The organism is Porphyromonas sp. KLE 1280, assembly GCF_000700805.1.
Classification (GTDB): Bacteria; Bacteroidota; Bacteroidia; order Bacteroidales; family Porphyromonadaceae; genus Porphyromonas; species Porphyromonas pasteri.
The window spans coordinates 361,090-386,968 of record NZ_KL362962.1 but is presented as its reverse complement, the minus strand read 5'-3'; the positions used below and the strand labels follow the sequence as shown (position 1 = coordinate 386,968).

The window sequence follows — 25,879 nt, the reverse complement described above, 5'->3', positions numbered from 1 at the left end:
CTTGTGTTAAGTCACCCACCTATGTCCAAGCGCCTTAGCCCTATACGTCGTCTCGAGCACTTCCTCGCCAGCCAGCGAGGGAAGCGTATACTCAACTATTTCTACTCTTGGGGAGCAGCCTTCGTCATCTTAGGCGCACTCTTCAAGCTCCTTCACATACGCTATGGCGATGAGATCCTCCTTGTGAGCATGCTCACTGAGTTTGCCGTCTTCTTCATCTCGGGCTTTGAACGCCCTGAGATAGGTAGCAAGGGATCGGAGTACTCAGAAAAAGCATATCCACCTTCAGCTATCCCATATCAGCAGCACCAACTGCTAGTCACGTCCACAGACCTTTCACAGCGAGGGCAGGGAGATACCGATACCTTGACAAGCAATATCACGGAGCTCAATGCCATCTATGCGCGCCAAGTCAAGGAGCTCAAAGCTCAGCTGGAGAACATCGAACGCATCAGCGCAGACCTACAGCACATGCATACCATGTACGAGGCTGGTGCTAAGGATAGCTCGACCTTTCGCCAGCAGAATGAGCGTCTCATCAGCCAGCTGGAGCAGCTCAATGCAGCCTATGCGCGCATGCTACAGGCCCTGACGGTGAATATGAATACCCCCAACAGCTCACTCTCCTCAGGGGCTGACGAACCGACTCACACGAAGTAATCCACCTCAGCATGGCAGTAGGTACTGGTAGCAATCCCAATAGACAGCGCATGATCAACCTCATGTACATTGTCTTCATCGCAATGATGGCACTCAATGTATCACCTGAGGTACTCGATGGCTTCAGCAAAGTGGAGGGAGAGCTGCGCCAAGCGACAGCGGCCAGTGAGGCTCAGAATGGGCGCTTAGCCTCGGACATGCAAGCTGCCTTCAGCACCAATCCTGCGAAGGCAAGCATGTACTACAAGCAGAGCCAAGAGCTACAGCGACGCACGGACTCACTCTATCAGTACCTCCAGCAGCTGAAGGAAGCCATTGCCACCGAAGCTGATGGGCGCGGTGCATCCCCCGATTCTCTACAGCATCGAGACAATCTATCAGCAGCCTCTGTCGTATTACTTGCCCCCATTCACCCCAAGGGGAAGGAGCTACGCAAGCATCTCAATAGCTATACCTCCTGGGTAGGGAGCCTACTGAAATCAGCCAACTCTGAGGGCAAGATACTCTCTCGCCTTAGCACTCCTGAGGGGCGAGAAGGGAAGACTTGGGAAGAAGAGTGCTTTGAGAGCATGCCAGCCATAGCCGCTATCACTCAGCTCACCCAGCTGCAGAATAGTCTACGCTATGTCGAGGGCGAGACACTCAGCAAACTGCTACGCAGCATAGGAGCCTCGGACTATCGCTCCAATAAACTCACTGCCCAAGTCATCCCAGACAGCCGTATTATCCTACGCGGAGTCCCTTACCAAGCCGCCATCGTACTCAGCAGCATTGACACGACGAAGCACCCCAAAATCTACCTCCAAGGGAATGCCTTGCCCTCCTCTTCGGCTGGAAGGGTTAGCTTAGCGACACCATCGACCGGCACCTTCCCGATCAAAGGACATATAGAGGCTGAGCTGAATGATGGGACGATCGTACGCAGCCCCTTTGAGAGTAGCTACACGGTGATCGAGCCAACAGCCACCATCGCTCCCACGATGATGAATGTACTCTATGCAGGGATTGACAACCCCATTCAAATAGCCGTCCCAGGCATTCCACTCCAGGATATCACAGCGACCAGCTCCTCAGGCAGGCTCATCCGAAAGGGAGATCTATGGATCGCTCATCCGACAAAGGCGGGGAGCGAAGTCATCATATCCGTGACAGCCAACGTCGGAGGAAAGAGCCAGCCCGTAGCTCAGACGAAGCTCCGAGTACGTAGCCTCCCCGACCCGATGCCCTATCTCAGTATCAGCATGGGGAGCGGAAGCACCCGATTCAAGGGAGGGCGCATAGCAAAGAACTCTCTACTTGCCTCAGGTGGTGTCCGCGCAGCCCTTGATGACTCCTTCCTTGATATCAACTACAGCGTACTGCGCTTCCAGCTCTTAGCCTTCGATGCTCTGGGCAATGCGCTCCCCGAATCCTCTCAAGGGGCAAACTTCTCCGACCGGCAGATACGCCTCATCCAAAATACCCCCCACGGACGTCGCCTCTTCATCACAGACATCATCGCTCGAGGCCCTGATGGCGTCGAGCGTCGTCTTCCCTCTCTTGAGCTTATCATCGCATAGACAAGCCCACCTATCCTACGAAAGCAATGAAGCGAACAACCACTATATTCCTCTCATCCCTTCTTCTCTCCTCACTTGGGCTCTCTGCTCAAGATACACCTCGTACCCCTATCGTACGCAAGGGCACTCAGCAGACGGAGCGACGAGAGAAAAAGAAAGCAGTAGAGCAAGCCACTAATCAAGGACTCACTGAGCGCGCTAAGGCCTTCCTATCCTCCGACACCATCACGACAGATCAGGTCGCTTGGCGCCGAGGGATCTACCGAGCTCTCGACCTTATGCAGCCTGCTAATGCTCCGCTTTATAGCCCCGAAATAGCTACTGAGCGAGAGGCAAACCTCTTCGCACAGGTCTTCCAGCTCTATGCAGCTGGTAGACTCCCCGTATATGAATACCTTGATGGTCCCGAGCGCTTCGATGAGGCCCATCACCTAAGCTTCAACGATTTTGTAGAGCGCTTCCACATCAGCTATATCGAAGGAGATCCTCAAAGCATCCCATCCAGCGAAATCAAGGGATACTACATCAAGGAAGCACATATCTTCGATGAAGGGACCTCTACCTACTCGACGCAAGTAGAAGCCCTATGCCCCATCCTCTCTGGTATAGGCGACTATGGGGAGCTACGCCTCCCTCTCTTCTGGGTTAAGTACAGTGACCTGGCTCCTTACCTACAGAGTGGACTCATCCCACTAAGTGAGGGAAACAGCGCCTATCGAGGTACGCTATTTGATTTCTTCCGCTTGGGACTCTACAAGGGGGAGATAGTCAAGACGGAGAACCTACGTGGACGTACGCTATCCCAAGAGTACCAGAGCTCTGAAGCCCAGAAGAAAGCGCAAGAGCATATCGAGCGAGAGCTATCAGACTTCCAGGAGCAGCTCTATCTCCCCGACAGCACGCTACATCAGCCGAAGCAGTCTCCCAAGAAGGGAAACAAGCCTAAGTCCAAGAGCCAGCCTACCTCAGATAGCAGTGCCAGCTCTACCAGTAAGTCATCCTCGACACCTATCACTCGCTCAGCGCGAGGTAGAGGCTACTAAGCCGACCCCACACAAAAAGCGACAGCGCCCCCTCTCCATCGTGGAGAGGGGGCGCTGTCTTATAGCGGAGGATAAGCCTTAGTAGCTTATTCCTTTACTTCCCAATAGGCATCCTTCATCAGGACATCTTCAAGCTTACGGATACCGGGCTTCTGAGCACGGACCTCCTCGATCTGCTGCGTGACAGCCTGATCATAGCAAATATCCTCGACGTCACGGATGACACCGAAGGCTACAGGCATATCATCGCTCGTACCCATCATCGCCAGCATCGTGTGGAGGGTAGGATCGACTTCGTGAGCATCGTGCGTCAGGACATCATCCAGCGTGTAGCCATCTTCGCCGATGGTCACGGCCTTCAGGCGAAGGCCATCAAGGACGAGACCCTTATTCTTCTCCTTACCGAAGATCATCTTCTCGCCATGGCGGAGTACGATGGAGCGGTCTTCACGCGTATCACGCTGAGCTACGCCCTTATGTACACCGTCATTGAAGATCACACAGTTCACCAGGACTTCGACGACAGCGGCACCCTTGTGCTGAGCACTTGCTACCATACACTGCCCGAGGAGCTTCATATCGATATCCAATGAGCGAGCGAAGAAGCGACCGCGTGCACCGAAGCAAAGCTCCGCCGGGATGAAGGGATCCTCGACCGTACCGAAGGGCGAGCTCTTTGATACGAAGCCACGCTCAGAGGTAGGTGAATACTGCCCCTTCGTCAGACCATAGATACGGTTGTTGAAGAGGATGAAGTTGAGGTCTACATTACGACGGATAGCGTGGATGAAGTGGTTACCACCGATAGCGAGGCTATCACCGTCACCGGTAGCAATCCATACACAGAGGTCGGGGCGAGCGGTCTTAAGACCAGTAGCGATAGCAGCAGCACGCCCGTGGATCGTGTGGAAGCCGTAGGCGTTCACATAGTAGGGCAGACGTGAGGAGCACCCGATACCCGAGATGACTGCTGTCTGCTCGGTCGAGATACCCACCTCGGCCATAGACTTCTGGAGAGTAGCCAAGACACCATGGTCACCACAGCCAGGACACCAGCGTACGTACTGGTCGCTCTTGAAGCTCTTAGCGTCTAACTTCACTGGGTTTGCATTCGTTTCCATAGGGCTATTCTTCGATAAGTTTGATGAATTCTTCGACTAAGTGAGAGAGGCTAAAGGGCTGGCCGGTCACCTCGTTGTACTGACGTGGCACGAAGTTGTCAATCAGACCGCGCAGGTGACGAGCGAACATACCCGTATTCTGTTCAGCGACGATGACCTTCTTGTAACGGCGCAGTACCTCCTCCGTATTCTTAGGCAGAGGGTTGATGAAAGCGAAGTGGGCATGAGCGATCTTGTAGCCCTGCTCACGTACCTTATGGGAAGCTTCGTAGAGGTGCCCGTAGGTACCTCCCCAACCGACAATCAGTGTATCGGCATCCTGATCGCCTTCGACCTCAAGGAGAGGGAGCTCATTAGAGATGTAGTCAATCTTCTCCTGACGAGTCTTGACCATGAGGGCATGGTTAGCAGCGTCCGTGCTGATAGCACTAGTTGTGAAGTTCTTTTCAAGACCACCGAGACGGTGCTCAAAGCCTGGGGTACCAGGTACAGCCCAGTAGCGAACCTTTGTTTCGGGGTTGCGGAAGTAAGGACGCCAGCCTTCAGCAGCACCTTCGGGGAGCTTAGATACGTAGTTAGGCTCGATAGTAGGCAACTCGTGGAGGTCGGGGATTCGCCAAGCAGAAGAGCCGTTAGCGACGAAGGTATCCGTAAGTAGGATAACTGGGGTCATATGCTCAACGGCGATCTTAGCAGCCCAGTAGGCATAGAGGAAGCAAGTATCAGGTGTCGTCGCAGCGAGGACGGGGATAGGAGCTTCACCGTTGCGGCCATAGAGTGCCTGCATTAAGTCGGTCTGCTCACTCTTCGTAGGAAGACCTGTCGAAGGACCACCACGCTGTACGTCAATGATGACCAGAGGAAGCTCAGCCATCACAGCGAGACCAATAGCTTCACTCTTCAGGGCAAGACCAGGACCAGAGGTAGTCGTCACAGCGAGGTCACCAGCAAACGAAGCACCGATAGCAGTACAGATACCAGCGATTTCGTCTTCTGCCTGGACGGTCTTCACACCAAGAGCCTTGTGCTTAGCGAGCTCATGGAGGATATCCGTAGCAGGAGTGATAGGATAGCTACCGAGGAAGAGTTCGAGACCAGCTTGCTCAGAAGCAGCGATAAGCCCGTAAGCTGTAGCCTTGTTACCATTGATATCAAGGTAGCGGCCTGGTACAGGCTTCTGCGTTTCGATGCGGAAGATGCTGGCAGAAGCGTGGGTATTAGCACCGAAGTCAAAGCCGTGGTTCAGCGATGCGATGTTAGCATCACGGAGCTGAGGCTTCTTACCGAACTTACGGTCAAGGAACTGCTCTGCGGGGCCAAGAGGACGATCACAGATCCAGCAGATGAGCCCAAGAGCAAACATGTTCTTGCATCGGAGGGCAGACTTAGCGTCGAGGCCAAAGTCCTTAAGACCTTCCTTCACGATCGAAGAGATCGGAGCAGGGATGACCTGCTGAGTCTTCAGTCCGAGTTCTTCGAAGGGATCTTCAGTCAGGAACTCAGCCTTACGCAGGTCGTTGGCGGAGAAGGAGTCTGTGTCGATGATGATGATCGAGTCCTTCTTAAGGTATTTAACACTAACCTTAAGAGCGGCAGGATTCATCGCCACAAGAATATCCGCATTCTCACCTGGAGTACGTACCGAGCGAGAGCCGATCTGGACTTGATATCCAGATACACCACTCAGGGTACCCTGTGGGGCGCGGATCTCAGCGGGGAAGTCGGGGAGTGTCGAGATGGTGTTCCCCGTCATGGCGGAGAGGTCAGAGAAGATCGTCCCTGTGAGCTGCATACCGTCCCCCGAGTCACCGGAGAAGCGGATCACGATGTCTTTAAGGGTTTTGACCGCTTTCTGTTCGTCCATAGCTTTACTACTACAAATTATATAATACGTATGTTAGCACGGCCAAAGCCACCCATGGGAGGTTGTGTCTTCTGGTGAGGAATAGTACCGTTAGTGATAGAGGACATGCCGCGCTACCATTGCTTATTTTGTTCTGCAAATGCAAAGCAAAGCTAACGAATAAAGTACACCCCACCAAACCCCTACTTAATTAATTACTTTCATAAGCATAGGAGATGCATCCCCTCCTTCACAAGGCGATAGCAGCTACAGACTGACTAGCCAGCAGAGAGCTTCGGGTATCCCTATTAGAGAGCAGCCTCCAATAGTTCTTAAACACCTTAAAGCAGGGACTGTAAGTGAGGAAAAGAGATCATTAAATTAGCGACAGCTCATTATACATTGGCTCATTAAGCCCCTCCTTCCTTCAGGCTCTAAGCCCCAATTCATAAGGGATACCCTCCCCTATTACTGGGGGCTGTTTCTAACCAATAGTGGTCAGCGGGCGAACCTATATGAGTACGTGGGTAGAGCTATATTAGGTTGTTGCTCTGCGTAGGGATAAAAAATTGCGGACGAGTGGCAGATAAGTTTGGGCTACGTACGTGGCTCTAATATCTACGTACGTGGATATTTAGATTTACGTGCCTGGTCTTTAAGGCTACGTACATAGACAGAGGAAAACCACTACGTGATGGCGCTTTTTCCTTCACGAGAAGGACACTTTTCCCTCCGCTGAATAAGAGGAATACGCGCGATAAGGCGAAGGGCTTGTGTAGCACTTCAGAGAGATATGTCGGGGAGCTGGGCGTGCGATGTCGTAGCACACACAATAGAGGGCAGTACTCTCGGCAACAGTCTCATACGGGTTTACCCCTCATACCACTATTGGTTTGCCCCTTGCACCAATACTGCTTTGATCGTAGACCACTATTGGTTTGAAGCACCACTCAATAGCGACGCATCAAACGACCTCAGCAAATACAGCGGCCTTCATCACAGGATCACCCCAAGTCCATCGTACTTTTTCAGTCCAAGACTAACCAAATCTTGGTATCTTTGCCTTGGACATCGACCAAAAAGGCTTGGAATTGGACTCCACCTCAGCAGGAAGTCGATCCCCATATACTAATATGAATAGCGATAGCATAGTCATTATACCCACCTACAACGAGCGGGAGAACATCGCCCAGATGATCGACACCGTACTAGCACTCCCCCAGCCCTTCCACCTGCTCATCGTCGATGATGGATCACCCGACGGCACCGCAGCCATCGTACGAGAGAAGCAAGCAGAATATCCTGGGCGGGTACATCTCCTGGAGCGCTCGGGCAAGCTCGGACTCGGCACAGCCTACATCGCCGGATTCCAGTGGTCTCTACAGCACGACTACGAGTATATCTTCGAGATGGACTGTGACTTCAGTCATCCCCCGATGAAGCTACTAGAGCTCTATAAGGCATGTGCCGAAGGTGGAGCAGATGTAGCCGTTGGTTCACGCTATACCCGTGGTGGTCGCGTGAAGAACTGGCCGCTGGATCGCATCCTCATGAGCTATGGGGCTTCGCTCTACGTGCGCCTCATCACCTTCATGCCTGTCAAGGACTCGACGGCTGGCTTCGTCTGCTATCGTCGCCGAGTACTCGAGACGATGGTCCTTCCCGAAGTACACTTCAAGGGCTATGCCTTCCAGATCGAGATGAAGTACACCGCCTACTGTCTTGGCTTCAAGATCAAGGAGGTACCCATTACCTTCGAGGATCGCGTGCTGGGGACTTCGAAGATGAATACCTCGATCTTCAAGGAGGCTTTCCTCGGGGTCTTCAAGCTCCGCTACTGGCACTGCTTCAAGGGCTTCCCCAACAAGAATACTCACAGCACCAACGCCTAACCCCCCATACACTATGCAGCTCCACAAGGCTTGCAAGCGATCTCTGCTTGTACTCCTGACGGCTTGTGTCCTTCCCGACCTCAGCATGGCACAGCAGGCTCCCGAGGATCAGCTACTCCGCCTCATAAAGATGCCCCTGAAGAATATCTTCGTGGAGTATCCCAATAAGACGAGTCACAATATCCTCGACAGCCTCGATGCTCGCCTCACTCCACGTGACCTGCACCCAGCTTTCTACGGCTCCTTCGACTGGCACAGCTCCGTACATAGCCATTGGATGCTCGCCGAGATCCTATCGACTTACCCCGATATCTCTGCGCGAGGCGAGATCATCGCAGCCTTTGATGAGCACTTCTCTGAGGAGAAGATGCGTGGAGAAGCGGCTTACTTTGACCGTAAGCTCTCGGGCAACTATGAGCGTACCTATGGCTGGGCATGGCTTATAAAGCTCAGCGAACAGCTACATCACCTCGCTGAGCATAGTGCAGATAAGGCTCTGCAAGAGAAGGCTAAGAGCTGGGCTACTCATGTCGATATCCTCTCGGACAAGATCGTCGCAAAGTGGAAGGCCTACCTGCCTAAGATGACCTACCCCAACCGCATCGGCACACACTCCAACTCCGCCTTCGCACTCGCCTTTGCTATTGACTTTGCCCGTGCTCGTGGCGACAAGGAGTTCGAGCAGGCCCTCATCGGCAAAGCGCGTCAGCTCCACCTCGGCGACAAGAAGGCACCAGCCGAATGGGAGCCTAATGCTACTGACTTCTTCTCCCCTACGCTGATGGTAGCAGACCTGATGACGCGTGTACTCCCCCAGCGAGAGTATGTACGCTGGCTCTCGACTTACTTCACGCCACAGGGCATCAACCGCCTCTGCGAGAAGCCCGTCGTCAGCGACCTCACCGACTACACCATCGTGCATCTGGTGGGTCTTGCATATACTCGTGCTTGGACGATGGCTCGCATCTCTGGCTACCTGCCCCAGGGGCATCCTCTCAAGGCACGCTTCGCTCGTACATCAGCTCAGATGTATGCCCACGGGATGGATCAGATCTTCCGCTCTGACTATGGTGGTGACCACTGGCTGGCGACTTTTGCCCGCTACGCAGAGGAGGTGATGAAGGCCAATAAGATCAAGCACTAAGCTCAAGGATACGCCCTACCTATGCGCATCAGTAAGATAGGAGAGCAGTGGGCCCACGGCGGAGGCGCATGGCTCAATAGACACAGCAACGTCCGCACGGGGATGATCATCGCATCGATCATCTTCATCATCGTCTCCCTCTGGGCATCAGACCGCTTGGTCACTCGTATGGCAGAGGCTGAGCGTCTGAATATGGAGATCTGGGCTAATGCAACTCAGGCCACCACGACGAACGATATCAACACCACCCTCATCTACCTCTCGCGTATCCTCCAGTCCAACCCTTCTATCCCGACCATCATCACGGACAAGGAGGGGCGCATCATCAGCTACAATAATATTGAGCTACCGAAGGAGGATACGGAGAAATTCCTCTATCAGAAGCTAGCAGCCTTCCGCACAGGCTACCCTCCCATCATTATGGAGGGCCTTACCGATCCGCTCTACCTCTACTATTCCGATAGTAAGGTCCTCCAGCAGCTACACATCTTCCCCTACATTCAGCTCGCTGTCTTCTTCCTCTTCCTTGGTGTCGCTATCGTGGCTCTCGTTAGCTTGAAGAAGTCAGACCAGAACCGCATCTGGGAGGGACTGGCTCGTGAGACAGCGCATCAGCTGGGTACTCCTACCTCGTCGCTCATGGCATGGAAGCAGTACCTTGAGAGCACGGGGACCGAAGAGATGGTCACCAACGAAATGGAGAAGGATATCGAGCGCCTCGGTATCATCGCTGACCGCTTTCAGAAGATCGGTTCGTCTCCCAACCTCAAGTCGGCTGACCTACAAGAGGTCGTCTTGCGTGCCATCCACTACATGCAGCCACGTATCTCTCCTCAGGTAGAGCTCATCCCTCCTACATCACAGGACGAAGCTATCGTTGTGAAGCTTAGTGAGCCGCTCATGGCATGGGTCTTCGAGAATCTCATCAAGAACGCCGTCGATGCTATGGAGGGTAAGGGGAAGATCACGCTCCAGTACATCCTCAAAGATCAGTGGGTCTACATTGATGTCACCGACACGGGTAGAGGTATCCCCAGAGGGATGCATCGCAATATCTTCCGCCCTGGGGTGACGACTCGTCAGCGTGGGTGGGGGCTCGGTCTCTCTCTGGCACGCCGTATCGTCGAGGATTATCACCGCGGGCACATCTATGTCAAGCACTCTGAGCTGGGAGTAGGCACGACCTTCCGTATCGAGCTCCGTCGCGAGATGGAGTAACCACTACCCCTGACACCATTATTACGAAGCAACGATGGCAGAGCAACTCCACCTCCAAGCGACCTCTCGAGAAGAGCGCTACCGAGAGCTCTATCCCCAGCTACAAAGCCTCACTTGTCGGGAGACTAATCTCATCGCAAATCTTGCCAATACAGCCGCTGCACTGCGCTGGGCCTTTGGCTTCTTCTGGGTAGGCTTCTACTTGGTGGAGGGAGATGAGCTGGTGCTTGGGCCGTTCCAAGGGGATATTGCTTGCACACGTATCGCACGAGGTCGAGGCGTCTGCGGCACAAGTTGGCTCACGGGAAAGACGCTTGTCGTCCCCGATGTAGATGCCTTCCCTGGGCATATCGCCTGCTCCTCCGCATCACGCTCCGAGATCGTCGTACCACTGAGAGATACCGCAGGAGAGATCGTGGGCGTCTTGGATATCGATAGTGATCAGCTCTCGGACTTCTCGGAGGAAGTAGATAGCCCTGCGCTTGAGCGGATCACTCTGCTCCTCGCTCCACTATTCCCCAAGGTGAAGCAGTGAAGTCCACTTCATCCCTCACACGCTCCTACCAAGATCCAGCAGCTCCCCTACACCTTCGCTGGACACTACCACCATCGAAGAGCCTTTGGGCGAGAGCCCTCCTTCTTGACGCGCTTCGTGGCAAGCTCCCCCACTTCGACTTTGCCGAAGGTACTCCACAAGATATCTTAGCTCTTCACGCTGCGCTCCGTGCTTGCCAAGAGGGAGCGGAGGAGGTCTGTGTATCGGAGTCAGGCACGGCGATGCGCTTCGTCTGCGCTTACCTTGCTGTCACCACCCAGCGCCCCGTGAGGCTCTTCGGGACGGGGCGCCAGCATGAGCGACCGATCGCTCCGCTCGTAGAGGCGCTACGCAGCCAAGGTGCGAAGATCAGCTACCTAAACTATGAAGGCTATCCCCCGCTACTCATCGAGCCCAGCACCTTCACCTGGCAGGGCTGTGAGCTGGATGCTTCTTCCAGCTCTCAGTATCTGAGTGCCCTCCTACTTCTTGCGCCAATGCTTCCCACAGGCTTTGAGGTCGACACACGGCGCTATGGCCTTGCCTCTCGCCCCTATGTGCTGATGACCATAGCCCAGCTCCGAGAGCAAGGCTTCATCTGGGAGGAAGCGTCCAGCGGGCTCTTCCGCTATCGAGGGAAGAAGGAAGAGGATAGCCGCAGTACATCGCCTCTTGATCGAGGCTACGAGGCGGACTGGAGTGCAGCATCCTATGCCTATGCACTCCTCAGCCTCTTGCCCGTAGGCTCTACCATTGAGCTCTCGGGACTCACGCTCCCCTCCCTGCAAGGGGATGCGGCCTATCTTGTGCAGCTCTTTGAGCAGCTGGGTGTTCATACCGAGAAGACCGAAGCAGGGATATGCATCAGCCATACCTCAGAGGAAGCCAAGCACGTGCACTTCACAGCGCACATGAGTGACTGCCCCGATCTCGTCCCTGCTGTCGTCGCAGCATTCGTCGGTCGAGGTGAATCATTCATGCTCTCGGGAGTAGCTCATCTTCGTATCAAGGAGTCTGACCGCCTCCAAGCGCTTGCTGACGAGCTGGCGAAGCTCGGAGTCAAGCTCACCCTTGGCCCCGATAGCCTCAGCTGGGACGGCAAGACACCGCTCACCGCTCACGGCTCAGCACCGACACTCTCACCACATGGAGACCATCGCATAGCCATGGCACTCGCGCTACTTGCGCTTCGTGTTCCCAAGCTTCGGATGCAAGAGCCCGAGGTGGTAGCCAAGAGCTTCCCAGGCTTTTGGCAGGAAGTCGCCACCTGCATCATACAGCAGACCGAATAGAGGTGGTAGGCAAGGACAAACAAAGCAGCGCCCCCTTAGCACGTGGCTAAGGGGGCGCTGCTTTATACATTATGTCCGTGCGAGAGCTTAGGGAGCATCAGGAGCGAACATGGGGTCCCAAGCGGGGAGCTGTACGGGCCTCGTCTTCAAGAGGTCAAGCACCTTCTGCGTAGCGTACTTCTTGTTCACTACGAGACGGAAGGTATAGGCATCGAACCACGCATCAGTCATGATGATATGGCCCTTGACACCAGACTTCTCACCCCAGCTATTCTCGACCTTCCACTTCACGGGCTTACCCGAAGCATCGAGGTCAACAGCCTTGAGGGTCATGGCGTGCGTCGAGCCACTATCGAAGGTCTGGATGCGCTCAGCCTTGTCCATATCGAAGGGATAGCCGAGGAGCGAAGCGTAATCGTAGTTATCAAGAGCAGCGATACCCTGAGAGCGATCCAGCTCACGGCTGACGTCGCAGGAGTAGTACATCATCGTATTGTCCTTGAGCGAAGCGATAGCCATCTGCTTGATCTCGTCCATGGGGAGGTTGACATACGTCCAGTTCTTCCCATCGTAAGCGTGACGGTCGTACTCGATCTCGTAGACCTTGTAGTAAGGACGAGAGGGGTCATTCATCAGCATGACGAATTGGCCACGGAGGTCAGCACCGACGAAGCGCTCATAGAAGGACTGAGGCGTATAGGTCTCGGTAGAAATTGCCTTGCCGTCCTTATCCTTGAGCGTGTAAGAGAAGGAAGTCGGTGGCACGCCGAGGTTGAGACTCAGGAGGCGGTAAACCTTCTTCAGACCATCTTCCTTACGCTTGCGAAGCTGAGCGAGTGATTCGCCCTTCTCAGAAGCCTTACGCAGCTGGATCCCCGTCTGACGGAGCGTACGTGCGAGCATCTTACCCAGCAGCTTGGTATTGTTACTCGAGGCAGTCTCGGGCATGACCTCAGCAGGCACGACACCATACTTATAGAGGTTGTCGGAGATACCTGTGAACTGACCACCGTCATTGATGGGGTTCTTGAAGAGCCACTCTACCTTAGCATCGTTGACAGGGAGCTTGCGTGTCTCGATGATACCTTCGAGGAAGAGATTGGACTTCTCCAGCTGGTCCCAGAAGAAGGAGTAGTTCTGCGAGAAAAAGAACGTGCCGGACTTCTCGCGAGTCATCAGCTGAGCGCGCAGGACATTGAGTCCCGTGAAGAGCCAGCAGCGTCCACTCTGCTTCTGGTCAGCAATACCAGAGCTCTGCACCTCGATGGAGAACTTATCTTCGATCGAGCGTGGGCGCTGATTGTTGATGAAGAAGTCCTGCATCCCTTGTACGGCGATGGCATTGTGGAGTGCCTTCTCGGTAGAGGACTTAGGCTCACTCTGACGAAGCTCCTCCAGGAGCTTGGGGGTGATAGCACCATCCTTCGAAGCCTGGGCGTGCAGTGCCGTCGCAGAGCTGCCGAGGCAGAGAAGAAGGGCTAATGAAGTCGTTAGGACTGATTTCATAGGTCTTATGATAATTATTGAAGTATGCGAGGTTAGGGGTTCTCTTCCTTGTCAAACCACGAGGCGTACATCTGGTAATTATTGGCGATGCGCTCATTCAGCTCACGCCCCTGCTCGGGGGAGACCTTCTTGACGAGCTTAGCTGGCACGCCTGCCCACAGGGTATAAGGCTCGATGATGGTCTTGGACAAGACGACCGAGCCTGCGGCTACGATAGCCCCTTCGCCGACGACGACATCATCCATCACCACCGATCCCATGCCGATGAGGGCGTAGTCACGGATATGGCAGCCATGAAGCGTGACATTGTGCCCCACGGAGACATTGTCGCCGATCTCGATGGTCGACTTCTGATAGAGGGTATGTAGGACAGAGCCGTCCTGGATATTGACGTTGTTGCCGATGCGGATGGAATTGACGTCACCGCGGAGGACGGAGTTGAACCAGATGCTGCAGCCCTTCCCGAGGACGACATCTCCGACGATGGTAGCGTTGACAGCGAGGAAGCAGTCCTCACCGATCTGAGGCGCGATGCCTCGTACAGTCTGTATGAATGCCATGATGCTTATTTTATTGCTTAGCTACGCAAAGATAATGAATCCCTGGGGCAAAGGATAGATCTCACAAAGCTCACACAGGGCTCCCTATCCCCTACCCGCCACAACGTAATTACAGAGCAGGATTCCTTTAACTATCACCGCAAGGGAGAGTATCAACTGCGCAGCGTGCTCTCTCCCTCCCTGGGAGATATCCTATAGGAGGTACTAGGAAATACTTCAATCCATGTACGTAGTCTTAAAGTCTACGCACGAGATGCCTATTATCCATGCACGTAGTTCTTAAGACTTCGTACATAGACAAAGCTCTTGAACTATAGCTTGCGAACTTCCCGCAAGAAGAGATAAAGCTTTACACAAGGAGAGAAGTAACGCTCCGTCAAGGGTAATAGCGAGGCCCTCATAGGAGATATGCCCTCACTGCAATATAACCCCATCTTATTATACTACCTTTGTAGCGCTCGATGAAGAGCGCCAATGCTACGAAGACAATGCTTATACGACGACACGTACTCCTCCTCACCCTCAGTAGTATGAGCCTCGCGGCTCCCCGACTGGCAGCACAGCAGGTACAGCCTACGACCGACGAGGTCGCCCTCCAAGCCTTCGCCCTAGATAGCCTCGTGGCTCAAGGGACGGACTACTATACCCCTACTCCCGTCTCTTCGCCTCTCCTCCTGGAGCTTCTCGCCGTAGCCCCCAGTCTCTCTCAGCAGCTCCTGCAGTACTATCAGGCGGGAGGGACCAATCCCTACCAGTCTACCCTCCCCTTCATCAGCCCCGCTCTGAGGAAGAAGAAGACAAAGAGCCTGCTCGACTTCTCACCCGTTTCGGGCACCGGCCTTGAGCTTTCCGCCCCCGAGCTGAGCTTCCTCCCCCCGACATCTGGTCCGACCTTAGACCACCTTCCTATCGACCTCTCGGGACTCAATAGCTACAGCTACGGACTCCGCCAGCGTATGCTTGCACACATCCTGCCCTTGAGAGGTGGTATCGGTGGCCGAGAGTTCAGCTCCAAGCCCAAGACCCTCGTGCTGACACGTCCCAGCTTCGAATCCGCTGAGCGTGCCCTCTCCGAATACACCAAGGAAACGCCCACGCTGGGGCTGCAGCTGCCCCAGGATCGCAACCTGTCGGTCCTACAGCAGCGCCACTGGATCCCCGCACTGGAGAGTAGCATACAGTTCTCACAGAATCATGTCTCGGACAACTGGTACAAGGGCGGTGCCTCCAACCTCAACCTCTTTATGAGGACGTACTTCGGGCTACGCTACGTCACCGAACGTGTCCAGTGGACCAACGAGATAGAGAGCAAGCTGAACGTCTACAATGCCGAGAAGGATAGCGTGCATCGCTACCGCATCGCAGATGACCTCTTGCGCCTGCGATCCAACTACGGTCTGAAGGCTTGGAACAAGATGTACTATACCATCGACGCTGAGCTCCGCACGCAGCTCCTCCACTCCTATCTGGAGAATAAGCGCAGCCTGCAGTCCGACTTCCTCGCTCCGTACACGATCAACGTAGGGCTCGGGATGAAGTATGACTACTCGATGAAGTCCACAAGAGTCTATGGCCGCTCCTTCGACCTCTCGATCAACGTCGCTCCACTCTCCTACACCTTCCGTGCGACAAAGGATAGCCACATCGACTTAGGACGTCACGGCCTTAGCCCCGACAAGCTCTGGTACCAACGTATCGGCTCCACGATCCGTGCGAACTGGCAGTGGCGTGTGAACATGAACCTCACCTGGACCTCTCGACTCTACTTCAATACCTCGTACCAACAGGTCGAAGCCGAGTGGGAGAACACGCTTGATATGGCGCTGACGCGCTTCTTCTCCACGCGCCTCAATCTCAACCTCCGATACGACGATGCCGTGCGTCCCGCATCAGGATGGAATAAGCACCTCCAGTACAATGAGCTCCTGAGCTTCGGCTTCAACTACCGTCTCTGAGCTGGAGTCCTCCACAAGACGTCCTCCACACCATACCAAGTAGCCCTCCCCATCAGCTTGCTTAGCAGTGATGGGGAGAGCTACTCTCTTACACATGCTCACAATCAGAAGAAGTGTGCAGGTCTAAGCAAAAAGCCGTACCTTTGCCCAAAGGTTTACCAGAACAGGGGGACTCACCCCACTCAAGAAATGATAGCAAAGAACTTAGTATCCTTCTTCGAAGATAGCTTTAAGAAACACTGGGATCTGCCCGCGATGTCCAACTACGAAGGACAGACCTATACCTACGGACAGATGACCGAAGCCATAGACGAGTGGCACCAATTCTTCCGACTCCAAGGGCTACAGCGTGGCGACAAGGTCGCTCTCATGGGCAAGGACTCTGCCGAATGGGCGATCTTCTTCATAGCCGTCATCACCTATGGAGCGGTGATCGTACCCATCCTACAGGACTTCCCTCCTGCTGATGCGATGCAGATCATCGACCACTCCGAGTCGAAGCTCTTAGCGATCAATAGCAATCTGTGGAGCAACATGCGCCCAGAGGGCATCCCCTTAGTATCTACGATCCTGGACTTCCAAGAGGGGCATATCCTCCACGGCACGCCCGAAGCTATACAGCAGTTCGCCGATGCCAAGGCTAACCACAAGGCGCAGTACCCCACAGGTATGCGCCCCGAGGATGTCAGCTACTACCACACCCCGAATGAAGAGCTTCTCGTACTGAACTACACCTCCGGTACGACGGGATTCAGCAAGGGGGTCATGCTCTCGGGAAATAACTTCGCAGGGAACCTCGCCTTCTGCATCGAGCGAAATATCATCCGCGCTAAGGAGACCCTGCTGTGCTTCCTCCCGATAGCACACGTCTACAGCTGCATGATCAACCTCTTCCTCGCGATGGCTTCGGGTACCCATGTCGTCGTGCTGGGTAAGATCCCTTCGCCCAAGATCCTCGGTGTAGCCTTCAAGAAGGTGCGCCCCACGGTCATCATATCTGTACCGCTCGTCCTGGAAAAGATCTATCAAAATACGCTTCAGCCCATACTCAAGAGCCGCAAGGTACGCTTCATGCTCTCCCTACCCATCCTGCGCAATGTGGTCTATCGCAAGATCCGCGAGCAGCTCTCCGAAGGCCTTGGCGGAGCATTCCGCCAGGTGATCGTCGGGGGTGCAGCCCTCAACCCCGAGGTCGGCGAATTCCTCAAGCGCATTGGCTTCCCCATCACCGTGGGCTATGGTATGACGGAGTGTGCACCACTCATCTCCTTCATCGAAGCAGAGGAATGGCGTCTACGCTCCTGCGGTCGTGTGCTCGAGCCCTATATGGAGGCGCGTATCGCCCCTCTCAATGACGAGCAGACACCCTCTACCACCGCCTCCGAGATCGGTGAGATCCAGGTGCGTGGGGAGAATGTCTGCATGGGCTACTACAAGAACCCCGAGCAGACGGCAGCACTCTTCACAGAAGACGGCTGGATGCGCACGGGGGACCTCGGGACGATGGATAGCGACCACTTCCTCTACATCCGTGGTCGCTCCAAGGCTATGCTCCTCGGTAGCAACGGGCAGAACATCTATCCCGAAGAGCTGGAGGCTAAGATCGGTATCCTCCCCTACGTGCAGGAAAGTCTCGTACTGATGCGCGAGGGGAAGCTGGAGGCACTCATCGTCCCCAACATGCAGCTCATCGAGCAGGCAGGCATCACGCTGGACGAAGCATGGGAGGCTATCCAGAGCCAGCGCGCTGCTCTCAACGAGCAGGTCGGTAGCTACGAGAAGATCCAGCGCTTCGAGCTGCGTACCGAGCCCTTCGAGAAGACTCCCAAGCAGAGCATTCGCCGCTACCTATATAAGTAGGAGCGACGTCCATCTCTCCCGCCTCGGAGGCGAGATAATCGCACCTCCCATACTTGGTCTAAGGACTGAGCATGGGAGGTGCTTCTTTTATGCAAGAAATAGACCACGCAACTGTATAATTTAGTGGCTTTTTCATATCTTTGCATAAATCCATGTTGTCTCCGCCACTTAGGTCATGGGCACAACGAGAAGGAGACATCGCGGGCTTACGTCAAGTAGGTCTCGGCGATACACAAAATTGTGAATACATAGAATTAAGCATAGAGAAAATGAAGACGCTTACATTAGATCTCTCAGGGATCTACACCGCTGTCACACCCCAGAGTATCCAAGCATGGGAAGAAAAGAGTAACCAGTACCAACAGCAGCTCCACGCTGGCACAGGGCTGGGTAATGACTTCTTAGGGTGGATCAACCTCCCCTGTGAGATCAGTGAAGAGCAACTCTCATCCATCGAAGAGGCCGCCCGTGGACTGCAAGAGCGCTGCGACTATGTCGTGAGCATCGGCATTGGTGGGAGCTACCTCGGTGCACGCGCTGTCATCGAAGCACTCACCCCATCCTTCGAAGCCTATCAGACGAAGCACACCGCTCCTCAGGTGATCTTCGCTGGGCACAACATCGGTGAGGACTACCTCAGTGAGCTCGTGGCCTTCCTCCGTGACAAGCGCTTCGGTCTGATCAATATCTCCAAGAGCGGTACGACGACCGAGCCCGCTATCGCCTTCCGCATCCTCAAGGCGCTTCTCGAAGAGCAGGTAGGACGCGAAGAAGCTCGCGAGCGCATCATCGCCGTCACCGATAAGGCGCGTGGCGCCCTGCGCACTCTCGCAGACAAGGAGGGCTATAAGACCTTCATCATCCCCGACGACATCGGTGGTCGCTTCTCTGTACTGACCCCCGTCGGTCTGCTTCCCATCGCCGTAGCTGGCTTCGATATCCGTGAGCTCGTCCGCGGTGCTCGCGAGATGAAGGCACTTGTCGATGAGTCCGTCCCCTTTGCAGAGAACCCCTCCGCACTCTACGCTGCAGCTCGCAACAGCCTCTATCAGGCTGGTAAGAAGATCGAGATCCTCGGTAACTTCCATCCCCGCCTTCACTACATCGGAGAATGGTGGAAGCAGCTCTATGGTGAGAGCGAAGGGAAGGACCATAAGGGTATATTCAATGCCTCGGTAGACTTCTCTGCTGACCTGCACTCCATGGGGCAGTGGATCCAGGAGGGCGAGCGCTCTATCTTCGAGACGATCGTCAGCATCGCTGAGCCCAACACTACCCTACGCATCGAGTCAGACGAAGCCAACCTTGATGGCCTGAACTACCTCGCCGGCAAGCGTGTCGATGAGGTCAATAAGATGGCTGAGCTCGGTGTACGCGTAGCACATATCGATGGTGGTGTCCCCAACATCCGCATCGTACTCCCCAAGCTGGATGCCTACTACATCGGGCAGCTCTTCTACTTCTTCGAGAAGGCCGTCGGTATCAGTGGCTACATGCTTGAGGTCAATCCCTTCAACCAACCCGGTGTCGAAGCCTACAAGAAGAATATGTTCGCTCTACTTGAGAAGCCTGGCTTCGAGGCAGAGACCGAGGCTATCAAGGCTCGTCTGAAGTAACACTCCACACTACATGGAATATAACAATCAACTGCCCACCATCATTCTGCCCGAATACGGCCGCCATATCCAAAATATGGTAGCCCACTGTAAGACGATCAAGGAGCGTGAGGAGCGGAATGCTTGTGCCCGCAGTATCATACGCTCCATGGAGGCCATCGTACCCGAGAAGGGTGCAGGCATCGATAAGGAGACCATCTACTGGGATCACCTCGCTATCATGGCCGACTTCGAGCTCGACGTCGACTACCCCGAGGGGACCATCACCAAGGAGGCGATCCAGCACGAAGCTCAGAAGCCCGAGTATCCGGGCCACTTCATCAAGTACCGCTACTATGGTCACTTCATCGAAGGAATGATCCAGCGCGTATGCGCTATGGAGATGGGTCCCGAGCGTGCTGCAGCTGAGTACTTCATCGCACTGCAGATGAAGCGCGACTACATGACATGGAACCAAGGGAACGTCGAGGATATCAAAATCTTCAAGGACCTCTTCGAGCTCTCCGATGGTCAGATCCTCCTCACTCCAGAGAACTGCAAGCTCAACATCAACCCCAACACAATAGACAAACCAGGTAAGCTCCAGAAGCCTCTCAACAGCAAGAAGGCCAAGAAGAAATAATTCAAGCTCCGATACCACTCACTACTACATGGCATCCTACGTAATTGAAGGCGGCTATTCCCTGCAGGGTAGCATCCGTCCCCAAGGCGCAAAGAACGAAGCGCTCCAGATCATCTCCGCTGTCCTCCTCACCCCTGAGGTCGTGACGATCCACAACACCCCCAACATCCTCGATGTAAACAACCTCATCGACCTGCTGCGCCACATCGGCGTGAAGGTGACGCGCCTCAATGACGAGGGTAGCTATACCTTCCAGGCTGACGAAGTCAACATCGACTATCTACACAGTGAGGAGTTCCTCAGTCGCTCACGAGCACTGCGCGGATCCATCCTCATGGCTGGGGCTCTGCTTGGGCGCTTTGGCTACGCTATCTTCCCCAAGCCTGGGGGCGACAAGATCGGCCGTCGCCGTCTAGATACGCATCTCATCGGCTTCCAGGAGCTCGGTGCTAGCTGTGTCTATGACTCCGACAAGAAGAGCTACATCCTCGAGGCTAAGAAGCTTCAGGGGAAGTATATGCTCCTCGATGAAGCCTCCGTCACGGGTACGGCGAACATCCTCATGGCAGCAGCTCTTGCCGAAGGGACGACGACGATCTACAACGCAGCTTGCGAGCCTTACCTCCAGCAGCTCTCCAAGCTCCTGGTACGTATGGGTGCACAGATCGAAGGTATCGGCTCCAACCGCCTCACCATCCAGGGCGTGAAGGAGCTCCATGGCGCAGAGCATACTATGCTCCCCGACATGATCGAGATCGGTAGCTTCATCGGTATGGCAGCTATGACGAACTCGGAGCTGCGCATCACCAACGTCAGCATCCCTGACCTCGGCATTATCCCACAGTCCTTCCGCCGTCTGGGTATCACGATCGAGGAGCAGGGCGATGACCTCTTCGTCCCCCGCCACCCCAACGGCTACGAGATCGACACCTTCATGGACGGCTCTATCCTGACCATAGCAGATGCTCCATGGCCTGGGCTGACGCCAGACCTCCTGAGCGTCTTCCTCGTCACAGCCACCCAGGCCAAGGGTAGCGTACTCATCCATCAGAAGATGTTTGAGAGCCGCCTCTTCTTCGTAGATAAGCTCATCGATATGGGCGCTCAGATTATGCTCTGTGACCCCCACCGCGCCGTCGTCATCGGTCTCGGTCAGTCGCACCAGCTGCGCGCTACGAAGATGACCTCTCCCGACATCCGCGCAGGTATCGCCCTGCTCATCGCAGCGATGAGTGCAGAGGGTACCAGCACGATCAATAACATCGAGCAGATCGACCGTGGCTATCAAGACATCGCAGCCCGCCTGAATGCTCTTGGAGCCCGTATCTCCCGCCTCTAAACGATGCTGCGTAAGGAAGACTTCGAGCATGTAGGTACCTTGGGTCGTGCCCATGGTACGCAAGGTGAAGTGTCAGCCAAGCTCTCCGTAGACCTCTCAGGTCTATGGGAGGGAGCTGACACCTCACTCTTTTTAATGCTGGAGGAGCAAGGTCTGCTCATCCCCTACCATGTGCTAAAGCGTCGCACCAAAGGGGAGGACATCGACCTCATCACCTTCTCTGGTATCACGACGAAGGACGAAGCAGATGCCCTCACAGGACGTCCCATTTGGCTGGATCGTGACTACCTCTCTGGTGAGGAAGATGTCGAGGACTTCTTTGACCTCCAGCACTTTGTCGGCTTTGACCTCTACGATGCCTCTACACAAAGCTGTGTAGGGCGTGCTGTAGAGATCGACGAATCGACGATCAATACTCTACTGCGAGTCGAGACGACTGCTGGCGAGGAGCTTATCCTCCCTATCTCCGAGGAGCTCATTGAGCGCCTTGACCTCCAGGGGCACCGCCTCTACCTACATATCCCCGCAGGACTACTTGAGCTATAATATCAGCCCTGCATCCATTACCTTGCACCCTTTGCACCCCATTATTTTATGCGTCCGAAAGTAGCCTCTCCTCGGTTTGACGAAGAGCCTTTATTTACTGGCAACTCGGTCTTCAAGCACCAGTCAGCAGCCCTCATCTCCATCCCGCAGCACAAGCAATTAGCCGATGGAGAGCACCTCTATCTAAAGAGTCAGGGTGACTATTATCTTATCTTCCTCCTCTCAGGGAAGATCACTACCTACATGAATGGAGAGCAAGAGTCTCAGCACTTCGCAGCGAAGAGCATAATCTTCGTCCCGATGGGTACCCTCCTCAATATAGTGGCCGAGGGAGAGACTTCATGCATTACCTTCCACTTCCTCCCCAGCGTACATCTCTGTGCTCGTCAGTGCCCAGAGCGTCCAAAGAAGAAAAGCTTCCAGCTCCCAGATTTGCATAAGGGGAAGGATCTCACGGTGCTCCCTATGTCCCATGGTATTGACCTCTGGACATGTGCCATCATAGAGTACTTACAATACTCCCTCTCTGACCTGCGCCTCTTTGACGTAAAGCTTCAAGAACTCTTCCTCCTGCTACGCATGAACTATGCTCGCCGCGTCCAAGAGGAATTCCTTCGAGGCTTCCACTGCAAGCGCTCAGGCTTCAGCTGTCAGGTCTTCAAGCATCACCTCTCGTGTCGCAATGTAGAGGATCTCGCCAGCAAGCTCGGCGTACCTCCAGCGACGCTGACGCGTATGTTCGACGATGAATTCGGTGTCTCTCCACTGAAGTGGCTTCTCCAGCAGCGCGCCCGCCATGTGTACAAGGATCTGGTCGATAGCAACCTATCACTGACGGAGATCTCTGAGCGCTATTACTTCTCCTCACCTGGCTACCTATCAGCGTTCTGCCGCCGTATGTTCGGCCTCTCCCCGCTGAAGATTCGCCGAGGGCAAGGTTTACAGCAAGACGATACAGCCGAAGACCTCGAGGAATGAAGCCACAGACTGAGCTTGCAGCACTCGCTGCATGGATACTCATCTCATTAGGTCTCTTCACTCCTGGACTCATGCTTCTCGGGGGGACACTCCTCCCGACCCCATCAGTAGATGCACAACTGATCACGAATACTGTGATCTCGCTGTGCATCTTTTTGCTTCCTACCTTCTTCCTTCCCTCGGGGAAAGCTGGTTGGAGCAGGATCTCCCAACCGCTACCAGCCAAGTACCGAAAGCCTAAGCATAGCTTCTCCATCCTCGGGCTCTCTCTCCTCGTCCTTCTTCTTGCTCAGCTCCTCTATATGGGGATTATAGTCCTTGCTCAGAAGCTTGGCTATCCTGTACAGGATGCTGTCGAGGCTCGGCTACTACAACTTCTCAGCAGTGGAGAGGGATCTCGCCCCCTACTCTTCCTCACGATGGCAGTTGTGCCTGCTATCACCGAAGAGTTCTTCTTCCGAGGCCTTCTCCAGGGCACACTACAGCGTGTCCTCCCGCACAAGCGTTGGCTCCCAATCATCCTCTCAGCAGGGATCTTCGCCCTCTTCCATGGAGCTATCGTGGGCTTCCCCAGCCGCATGCTCTTAGGGCTGATGCTCGGCTACCTCGCAGTGGACTCACGCAACCTTCGTCTCCCGATACTCCTCCACTTTCTCAACAATACATTAGCTCTCCTCTCCATCCTTTAATCTCACGGAATACTACAATGAAACGACTCTTCCGCAACGCAACTCTCATCAACGAAGGCCGCTCCTTCACCGCTTCTCTCTTGACCTCGGGTACTCTCATTGAGCGCATATACGAGGGAGAGAACAGCTTCCCCGAAGCCCTCCTCAGTGAAGTCGACGAAGTAATCCCAGCAGAAGGCCTCTGGCTCCTACCAGGCTGCATCGATGATCAGGTACACTTCCGCGAGCCTGGGCTCACACACAAGGCTACGATAGAGAGTGAGAGCCGTGCCGCTGTCGCTGGTGGCACGACCTCCTTTATGGAGATGCCCAATACCAAGCCCCCTACGACCAGCCTCGAGGCCTGGGAGTGGAAGATGCAGCGTGCCGCTGAGACCTCGTGGGCCAACTACTCCTTCTTCTTCGGGGGAAGTAATGACAATGCCGATGAGATCCAGCGAATCGACGCCCGTCGTACCCCTGGACTCAAGCTTTTCCTCGGCTCATCGACAGGTAATATGCTTGTCGATGACAAGAAGACCCTTGAGCGTATCTTCTCTGAGACCGACCTCATCATCGCCACTCACTGTGAGAAGGAAGAGATCATCCGTGCTAACCGCGAGCACTACCTCGCCACCGTAGGCGAAGAGAAGCTCGATGTACACTACCACCCTCTCATCCGCAGCGAAGAGGCATGCTATCGCTCCTCGAGTGAAGCCGTCGAGCTGGCGACACGACTTGACAGCCGCCTGCACATCCTCCACGTCTCGACGGAGCGTGAGCTCTCCCTCTTCCGCAATGACATCCCACTTGCTGAGAAGAAGATCACAGCCGAGGTCTGTGTGCACCACCTCATCTTCACCGATGCCGACTACGACCGCTTAGGCAACCGCATCAAGTGGAATCCAGCTGTCAAGACCCTCCGAGATCGTGAGGCGCTTCGTGCAGCCGTTCGCTCGGGACTCGTTGACATCGTAGCCACCGACCACGCCCCACACCTCCTCTCTGAGAAGGAAGGCAACAGCCTCACCGCAGCCAGTGGTGGTCCGCTCACGCAGTATGCACTCATCTCCATGCTTGACATGGCCCGCGAAGGCGTATTTACAAAGGAACTGGTCGTGGAGAAGATGGCCCACCGCCCTGCCGATCTCTTTGCCGTAGAGAAGCGCGGCTACCTGCGCGAAGGCTACTATGCCGACCTCGTCCTCATCGATCCCGAGGGCAAGACACCCGTCAAGACCGAGAGCATCATCTCCCTCTGCGGTTGGTCACCCTTCGAAGGGCATACCTTCGGTCACCGTGTCGAGGCTACCTATATCAATGGGGACTGTGCCTATCGCGCAGGAGCACTCAGCGAAGTACGCCCATCGGTAGCTCCACTCCTCTACTCACGTCCATAGTCCGACACCCGTCTCTTTACCACACGTGTAGCCCCTTCTCCGAAGTGCCATCAGCCTTCGGGGAAGGGGCTATACTTTATGGATCCTAACCTACACTGAGAGAAAAACGATTGAAAGGAGACCATTGTGCAAGACCATCTCTTCACAGCTTGCACTTTCCTCCTTCGAACTTCTCAGCCTAAAGACTCTGATTTTCGAGGCAAGAAGGTACGAGTAATGAAGAGATGGGCTTGTGCAATGGTCTCATAAGAGGTATATGGGTGCGTGGGCAGAGCTATATAGGATGGCGAAGAAAACTATATAGCTTTGGACTGATTCCTATATAGCTTTCGGTGCGAAGCTATATAGCTTTGTGAAGTGACCTATATTAGAGTTGTTGCTCCGCGTAGAGATAAAAGTTGTGGACGAGTGGCAGATAAGTGTAGACTACGTACGTGGCTCTAATATCTACGTACGTGGATATTTGGATTGACGTGCCTGGGCTTTAAGACTACGTGCGTAGATGCGGAAAAACCACTATTT

Annotated in this window: 21 protein-coding genes; 17 read left to right on the top strand and 4 right to left on the bottom strand. The window is 54.6% G+C overall.

The genetic code is table 11. The annotated features are described in order from the left end of the window. The first annotated feature begins 21 nt into the window (after positions 1–21). From gldL to gldN, 3 genes are read left to right on the top strand one after another with little or no spacing between them, the layout of a single operon-like run. Entirely contained in the window at positions 22–660 is a 639-nt protein-coding gene (gldL, locus tag HMPREF1121_RS01525) for a type IX secretion system motor protein PorL/GldL (RefSeq protein ID WP_044114358.1), read from the top strand. A gap of 11 nt (positions 661–671) precedes the next feature. Then, entirely contained in the window at positions 672–2,219 is a 1,548-nt protein-coding gene (gene gldM / locus HMPREF1121_RS01520; RefSeq protein WP_044114357.1) for a type IX secretion system motor protein PorM/GldM, read from the top strand. 26 nt (positions 2,220–2,245) lie between these two features. Continuing rightward, positions 2,246–3,262, top strand: a complete 1,017-nt coding sequence (gene gldN, locus HMPREF1121_RS01515; RefSeq protein ID WP_044114356.1) for a type IX secretion system ring subunit PorN/GldN — start codon at positions 2,246–2,248, stop codon at positions 3,260–3,262. A gap of 86 nt (positions 3,263–3,348) precedes the next feature. On the opposite strand, the gene HMPREF1121_RS01510 is transcribed toward gldN, so the two are convergent. After that, positions 3,349–4,383 carry a 2-oxoacid:ferredoxin oxidoreductase subunit beta gene (locus HMPREF1121_RS01510; protein WP_044114355.1) on the bottom strand — a complete coding sequence of 345 codons (1,035 nt, stop codon included), beginning with the start codon at positions 4,381–4,383 and terminating at the stop codon, positions 3,349–3,351. A 4-nt stretch (positions 4,384–4,387) separates the two neighbouring features. Continuing rightward, positions 4,388–6,247 carry a 2-oxoacid:acceptor oxidoreductase subunit alpha gene (locus tag HMPREF1121_RS01505; RefSeq protein WP_044114354.1) on the bottom strand — a complete coding sequence of 620 codons (1,860 nt, stop codon included), beginning with the start codon at positions 6,245–6,247 and terminating at the stop codon, positions 4,388–4,390. A gap of 1,112 nt (positions 6,248–7,359) precedes the next feature. Here HMPREF1121_RS01505 and HMPREF1121_RS01500 point away from each other — a divergent pair. From HMPREF1121_RS01500 to HMPREF1121_RS01480, 5 genes are read left to right on the top strand one after another with little or no spacing between them, the layout of a single operon-like run. Further along, a complete protein-coding gene (locus HMPREF1121_RS01500) occupies positions 7,360–8,118 on the top strand; it encodes a polyprenol monophosphomannose synthase (protein ID WP_044114353.1) in 759 nt (252 codons plus the stop codon). Between the two features lie 13 nt (positions 8,119–8,131). Then, positions 8,132–9,262 (top strand): DUF2891 domain-containing protein, encoded by a 1,131-nt coding sequence (locus HMPREF1121_RS01495; protein ID WP_084151891.1) that lies wholly within the window; start codon positions 8,132–8,134, stop codon positions 9,260–9,262. A 21-nt stretch (positions 9,263–9,283) separates the two neighbouring features. After that, positions 9,284–10,480, top strand: coding sequence for a sensor histidine kinase (locus HMPREF1121_RS01490; RefSeq protein ID WP_084151889.1), 1,197 nt, complete (start codon positions 9,284–9,286; stop codon positions 10,478–10,480). Positions 10,481–10,514: 34 nt separating this feature from the next. Further along, complete coding sequence (locus HMPREF1121_RS01485) at positions 10,515–11,015, top strand: GAF domain-containing protein (protein ID WP_044114352.1); 501 nt, start codon at positions 10,515–10,517, stop codon at positions 11,013–11,015. Further along, positions 11,012–12,307: a 3-phosphoshikimate 1-carboxyvinyltransferase gene (locus HMPREF1121_RS01480; protein ID WP_044114351.1), complete on the top strand. Its 1,296-nt coding sequence runs from the start codon at positions 11,012–11,014 to the stop codon at positions 12,305–12,307. Before HMPREF1121_RS01485 ends, HMPREF1121_RS01480 begins: the two co-directional genes overlap by 4 nt. Before the next feature lie 87 nt (positions 12,308–12,394). Here HMPREF1121_RS01480 and HMPREF1121_RS01475 read toward each other — a convergent pair whose 3' ends face one another. Together HMPREF1121_RS01475 and HMPREF1121_RS01470 are read right to left on the bottom strand one after the other, a co-directional pair. After that, positions 12,395–13,813: a C1 family peptidase gene (locus tag HMPREF1121_RS01475; protein ID WP_044114350.1), complete on the bottom strand. Its 1,419-nt coding sequence runs from the start codon at positions 13,811–13,813 to the stop codon at positions 12,395–12,397. A 32-nt stretch (positions 13,814–13,845) separates the two neighbouring features. Next, positions 13,846–14,373 (bottom strand): gamma carbonic anhydrase family protein, encoded by a 528-nt coding sequence (locus HMPREF1121_RS01470; RefSeq protein ID WP_009433152.1) that lies wholly within the window; start codon positions 14,371–14,373, stop codon positions 13,846–13,848. Between the two features lie 488 nt (positions 14,374–14,861). Between HMPREF1121_RS01470 and HMPREF1121_RS01465 the strand changes: the two genes are divergently transcribed. The 9 genes from HMPREF1121_RS01465 (at position 14,862) to HMPREF1121_RS01425 (ending at position 25,357) form a co-directional block, all read left to right on the top strand. Continuing rightward, positions 14,862–16,328, top strand: a complete 1,467-nt coding sequence (locus HMPREF1121_RS01465; protein ID WP_232223711.1) for a DUF3078 domain-containing protein — start codon at positions 14,862–14,864, stop codon at positions 16,326–16,328. Between the two features lie 189 nt (positions 16,329–16,517). After that, positions 16,518–18,188 carry an AMP-binding protein gene (locus HMPREF1121_RS01460; protein ID WP_044114348.1) on the top strand — a complete coding sequence of 557 codons (1,671 nt, stop codon included), beginning with the start codon at positions 16,518–16,520 and terminating at the stop codon, positions 18,186–18,188. Positions 18,189–18,457: 269 nt separating this feature from the next. Next, positions 18,458–19,804, top strand: a complete 1,347-nt coding sequence (locus HMPREF1121_RS01455; protein WP_044114347.1) for a glucose-6-phosphate isomerase — start codon at positions 18,458–18,460, stop codon at positions 19,802–19,804. A 13-nt stretch (positions 19,805–19,817) separates the two neighbouring features. Then, positions 19,818–20,426, top strand: coding sequence for a DUF4290 domain-containing protein (locus HMPREF1121_RS01450; protein ID WP_044114346.1), 609 nt, complete (start codon positions 19,818–19,820; stop codon positions 20,424–20,426). A gap of 28 nt (positions 20,427–20,454) precedes the next feature. After that, a complete protein-coding gene (gene murA / locus HMPREF1121_RS01445) occupies positions 20,455–21,765 on the top strand; it encodes a UDP-N-acetylglucosamine 1-carboxyvinyltransferase (protein WP_044114345.1) in 1,311 nt (436 codons plus the stop codon). A gap of 3 nt (positions 21,766–21,768) precedes the next feature. After that, on the top strand, positions 21,769–22,311 hold the full coding sequence (locus HMPREF1121_RS01440) for a ribosome maturation factor RimM (protein WP_044114344.1): 543 nt from the start codon (positions 21,769–21,771) through the stop codon (positions 22,309–22,311). 48 nt (positions 22,312–22,359) lie between these two features. Further along, complete coding sequence (locus HMPREF1121_RS01435; protein WP_044114343.1) at positions 22,360–23,289, top strand: helix-turn-helix transcriptional regulator; 930 nt, start codon at positions 22,360–22,362, stop codon at positions 23,287–23,289. Then, a complete protein-coding gene (locus HMPREF1121_RS08605; RefSeq protein ID WP_052353545.1) occupies positions 23,286–23,978 on the top strand; it encodes a CPBP family intramembrane glutamic endopeptidase in 693 nt (230 codons plus the stop codon). The genes HMPREF1121_RS01435 and HMPREF1121_RS08605 overlap by 4 nt, the downstream gene beginning before the upstream one ends. 17 nt (positions 23,979–23,995) lie before the next feature. Beyond that, on the top strand, positions 23,996–25,357 hold the full coding sequence (locus HMPREF1121_RS01425; RefSeq protein ID WP_044114342.1) for a dihydroorotase: 1,362 nt from the start codon (positions 23,996–23,998) through the stop codon (positions 25,355–25,357). Positions 25,358–25,879 lie beyond the last annotated feature (522 nt).

What these genes read in the sequence shown, in the direction of transcription:
- HMPREF1121_RS01425 (WP_044114342.1), top strand. Translation starts at nt 23,996, where the DNA reads ATGAAACGACTCTTCCGCAACGCAACTCTCATCAACGAAGGCCGCTCC.
- HMPREF1121_RS01475 (WP_044114350.1), bottom strand. Translation starts at nt 13,813, where the DNA reads ATGAAATCAGTCCTAACGACTTCATTAGCCCTTCTTCTCTGCCTCGGC.
- HMPREF1121_RS01495 (WP_084151891.1), top strand. Translation starts at nt 8,132, where the DNA reads ATGCAGCTCCACAAGGCTTGCAAGCGATCTCTGCTTGTACTCCTGACG.
- HMPREF1121_RS01490 (WP_084151889.1), top strand. Translation starts at nt 9,284, where the DNA reads ATGCGCATCAGTAAGATAGGAGAGCAGTGGGCCCACGGCGGAGGCGCA.
- HMPREF1121_RS01470 (WP_009433152.1), bottom strand. Translation starts at nt 14,373, where the DNA reads ATGGCATTCATACAGACTGTACGAGGCATCGCGCCTCAGATCGGTGAG.
- HMPREF1121_RS01510 (WP_044114355.1), bottom strand. Translation starts at nt 4,383, where the DNA reads ATGGAAACGAATGCAAACCCAGTGAAGTTAGACGCTAAGAGCTTCAAG.
- HMPREF1121_RS01500 (WP_044114353.1), top strand. Translation starts at nt 7,360, where the DNA reads ATGAATAGCGATAGCATAGTCATTATACCCACCTACAACGAGCGGGAG.
- HMPREF1121_RS01455 (WP_044114347.1), top strand. Translation starts at nt 18,458, where the DNA reads ATGAAGACGCTTACATTAGATCTCTCAGGGATCTACACCGCTGTCACA.
- HMPREF1121_RS08605 (WP_052353545.1), top strand. Translation starts at nt 23,286, where the DNA reads ATGAAGCCACAGACTGAGCTTGCAGCACTCGCTGCATGGATACTCATC.
- murA (WP_044114345.1), top strand. Translation starts at nt 20,455, where the DNA reads ATGGCATCCTACGTAATTGAAGGCGGCTATTCCCTGCAGGGTAGCATC.
- gldN (WP_044114356.1), top strand. Translation starts at nt 2,246, where the DNA reads ATGAAGCGAACAACCACTATATTCCTCTCATCCCTTCTTCTCTCCTCA.
- HMPREF1121_RS01485 (WP_044114352.1), top strand. Translation starts at nt 10,515, where the DNA reads ATGGCAGAGCAACTCCACCTCCAAGCGACCTCTCGAGAAGAGCGCTAC.
- HMPREF1121_RS01465 (WP_232223711.1), top strand. Translation starts at nt 14,862, where the DNA reads ATGCTTATACGACGACACGTACTCCTCCTCACCCTCAGTAGTATGAGC.
- HMPREF1121_RS01435 (WP_044114343.1), top strand. Translation starts at nt 22,360, where the DNA reads ATGCGTCCGAAAGTAGCCTCTCCTCGGTTTGACGAAGAGCCTTTATTT.
- HMPREF1121_RS01440 (WP_044114344.1), top strand. Translation starts at nt 21,769, where the DNA reads ATGCTGCGTAAGGAAGACTTCGAGCATGTAGGTACCTTGGGTCGTGCC.
- HMPREF1121_RS01460 (WP_044114348.1), top strand. Translation starts at nt 16,518, where the DNA reads ATGATAGCAAAGAACTTAGTATCCTTCTTCGAAGATAGCTTTAAGAAA.
- gldM (WP_044114357.1), top strand. Translation starts at nt 672, where the DNA reads ATGGCAGTAGGTACTGGTAGCAATCCCAATAGACAGCGCATGATCAAC.
- HMPREF1121_RS01450 (WP_044114346.1), top strand. Translation starts at nt 19,818, where the DNA reads ATGGAATATAACAATCAACTGCCCACCATCATTCTGCCCGAATACGGC.
- gldL (WP_044114358.1), top strand. Translation starts at nt 22, where the DNA reads ATGTCCAAGCGCCTTAGCCCTATACGTCGTCTCGAGCACTTCCTCGCC.
- HMPREF1121_RS01505 (WP_044114354.1), bottom strand. Translation starts at nt 6,247, where the DNA reads ATGGACGAACAGAAAGCGGTCAAAACCCTTAAAGACATCGTGATCCGC.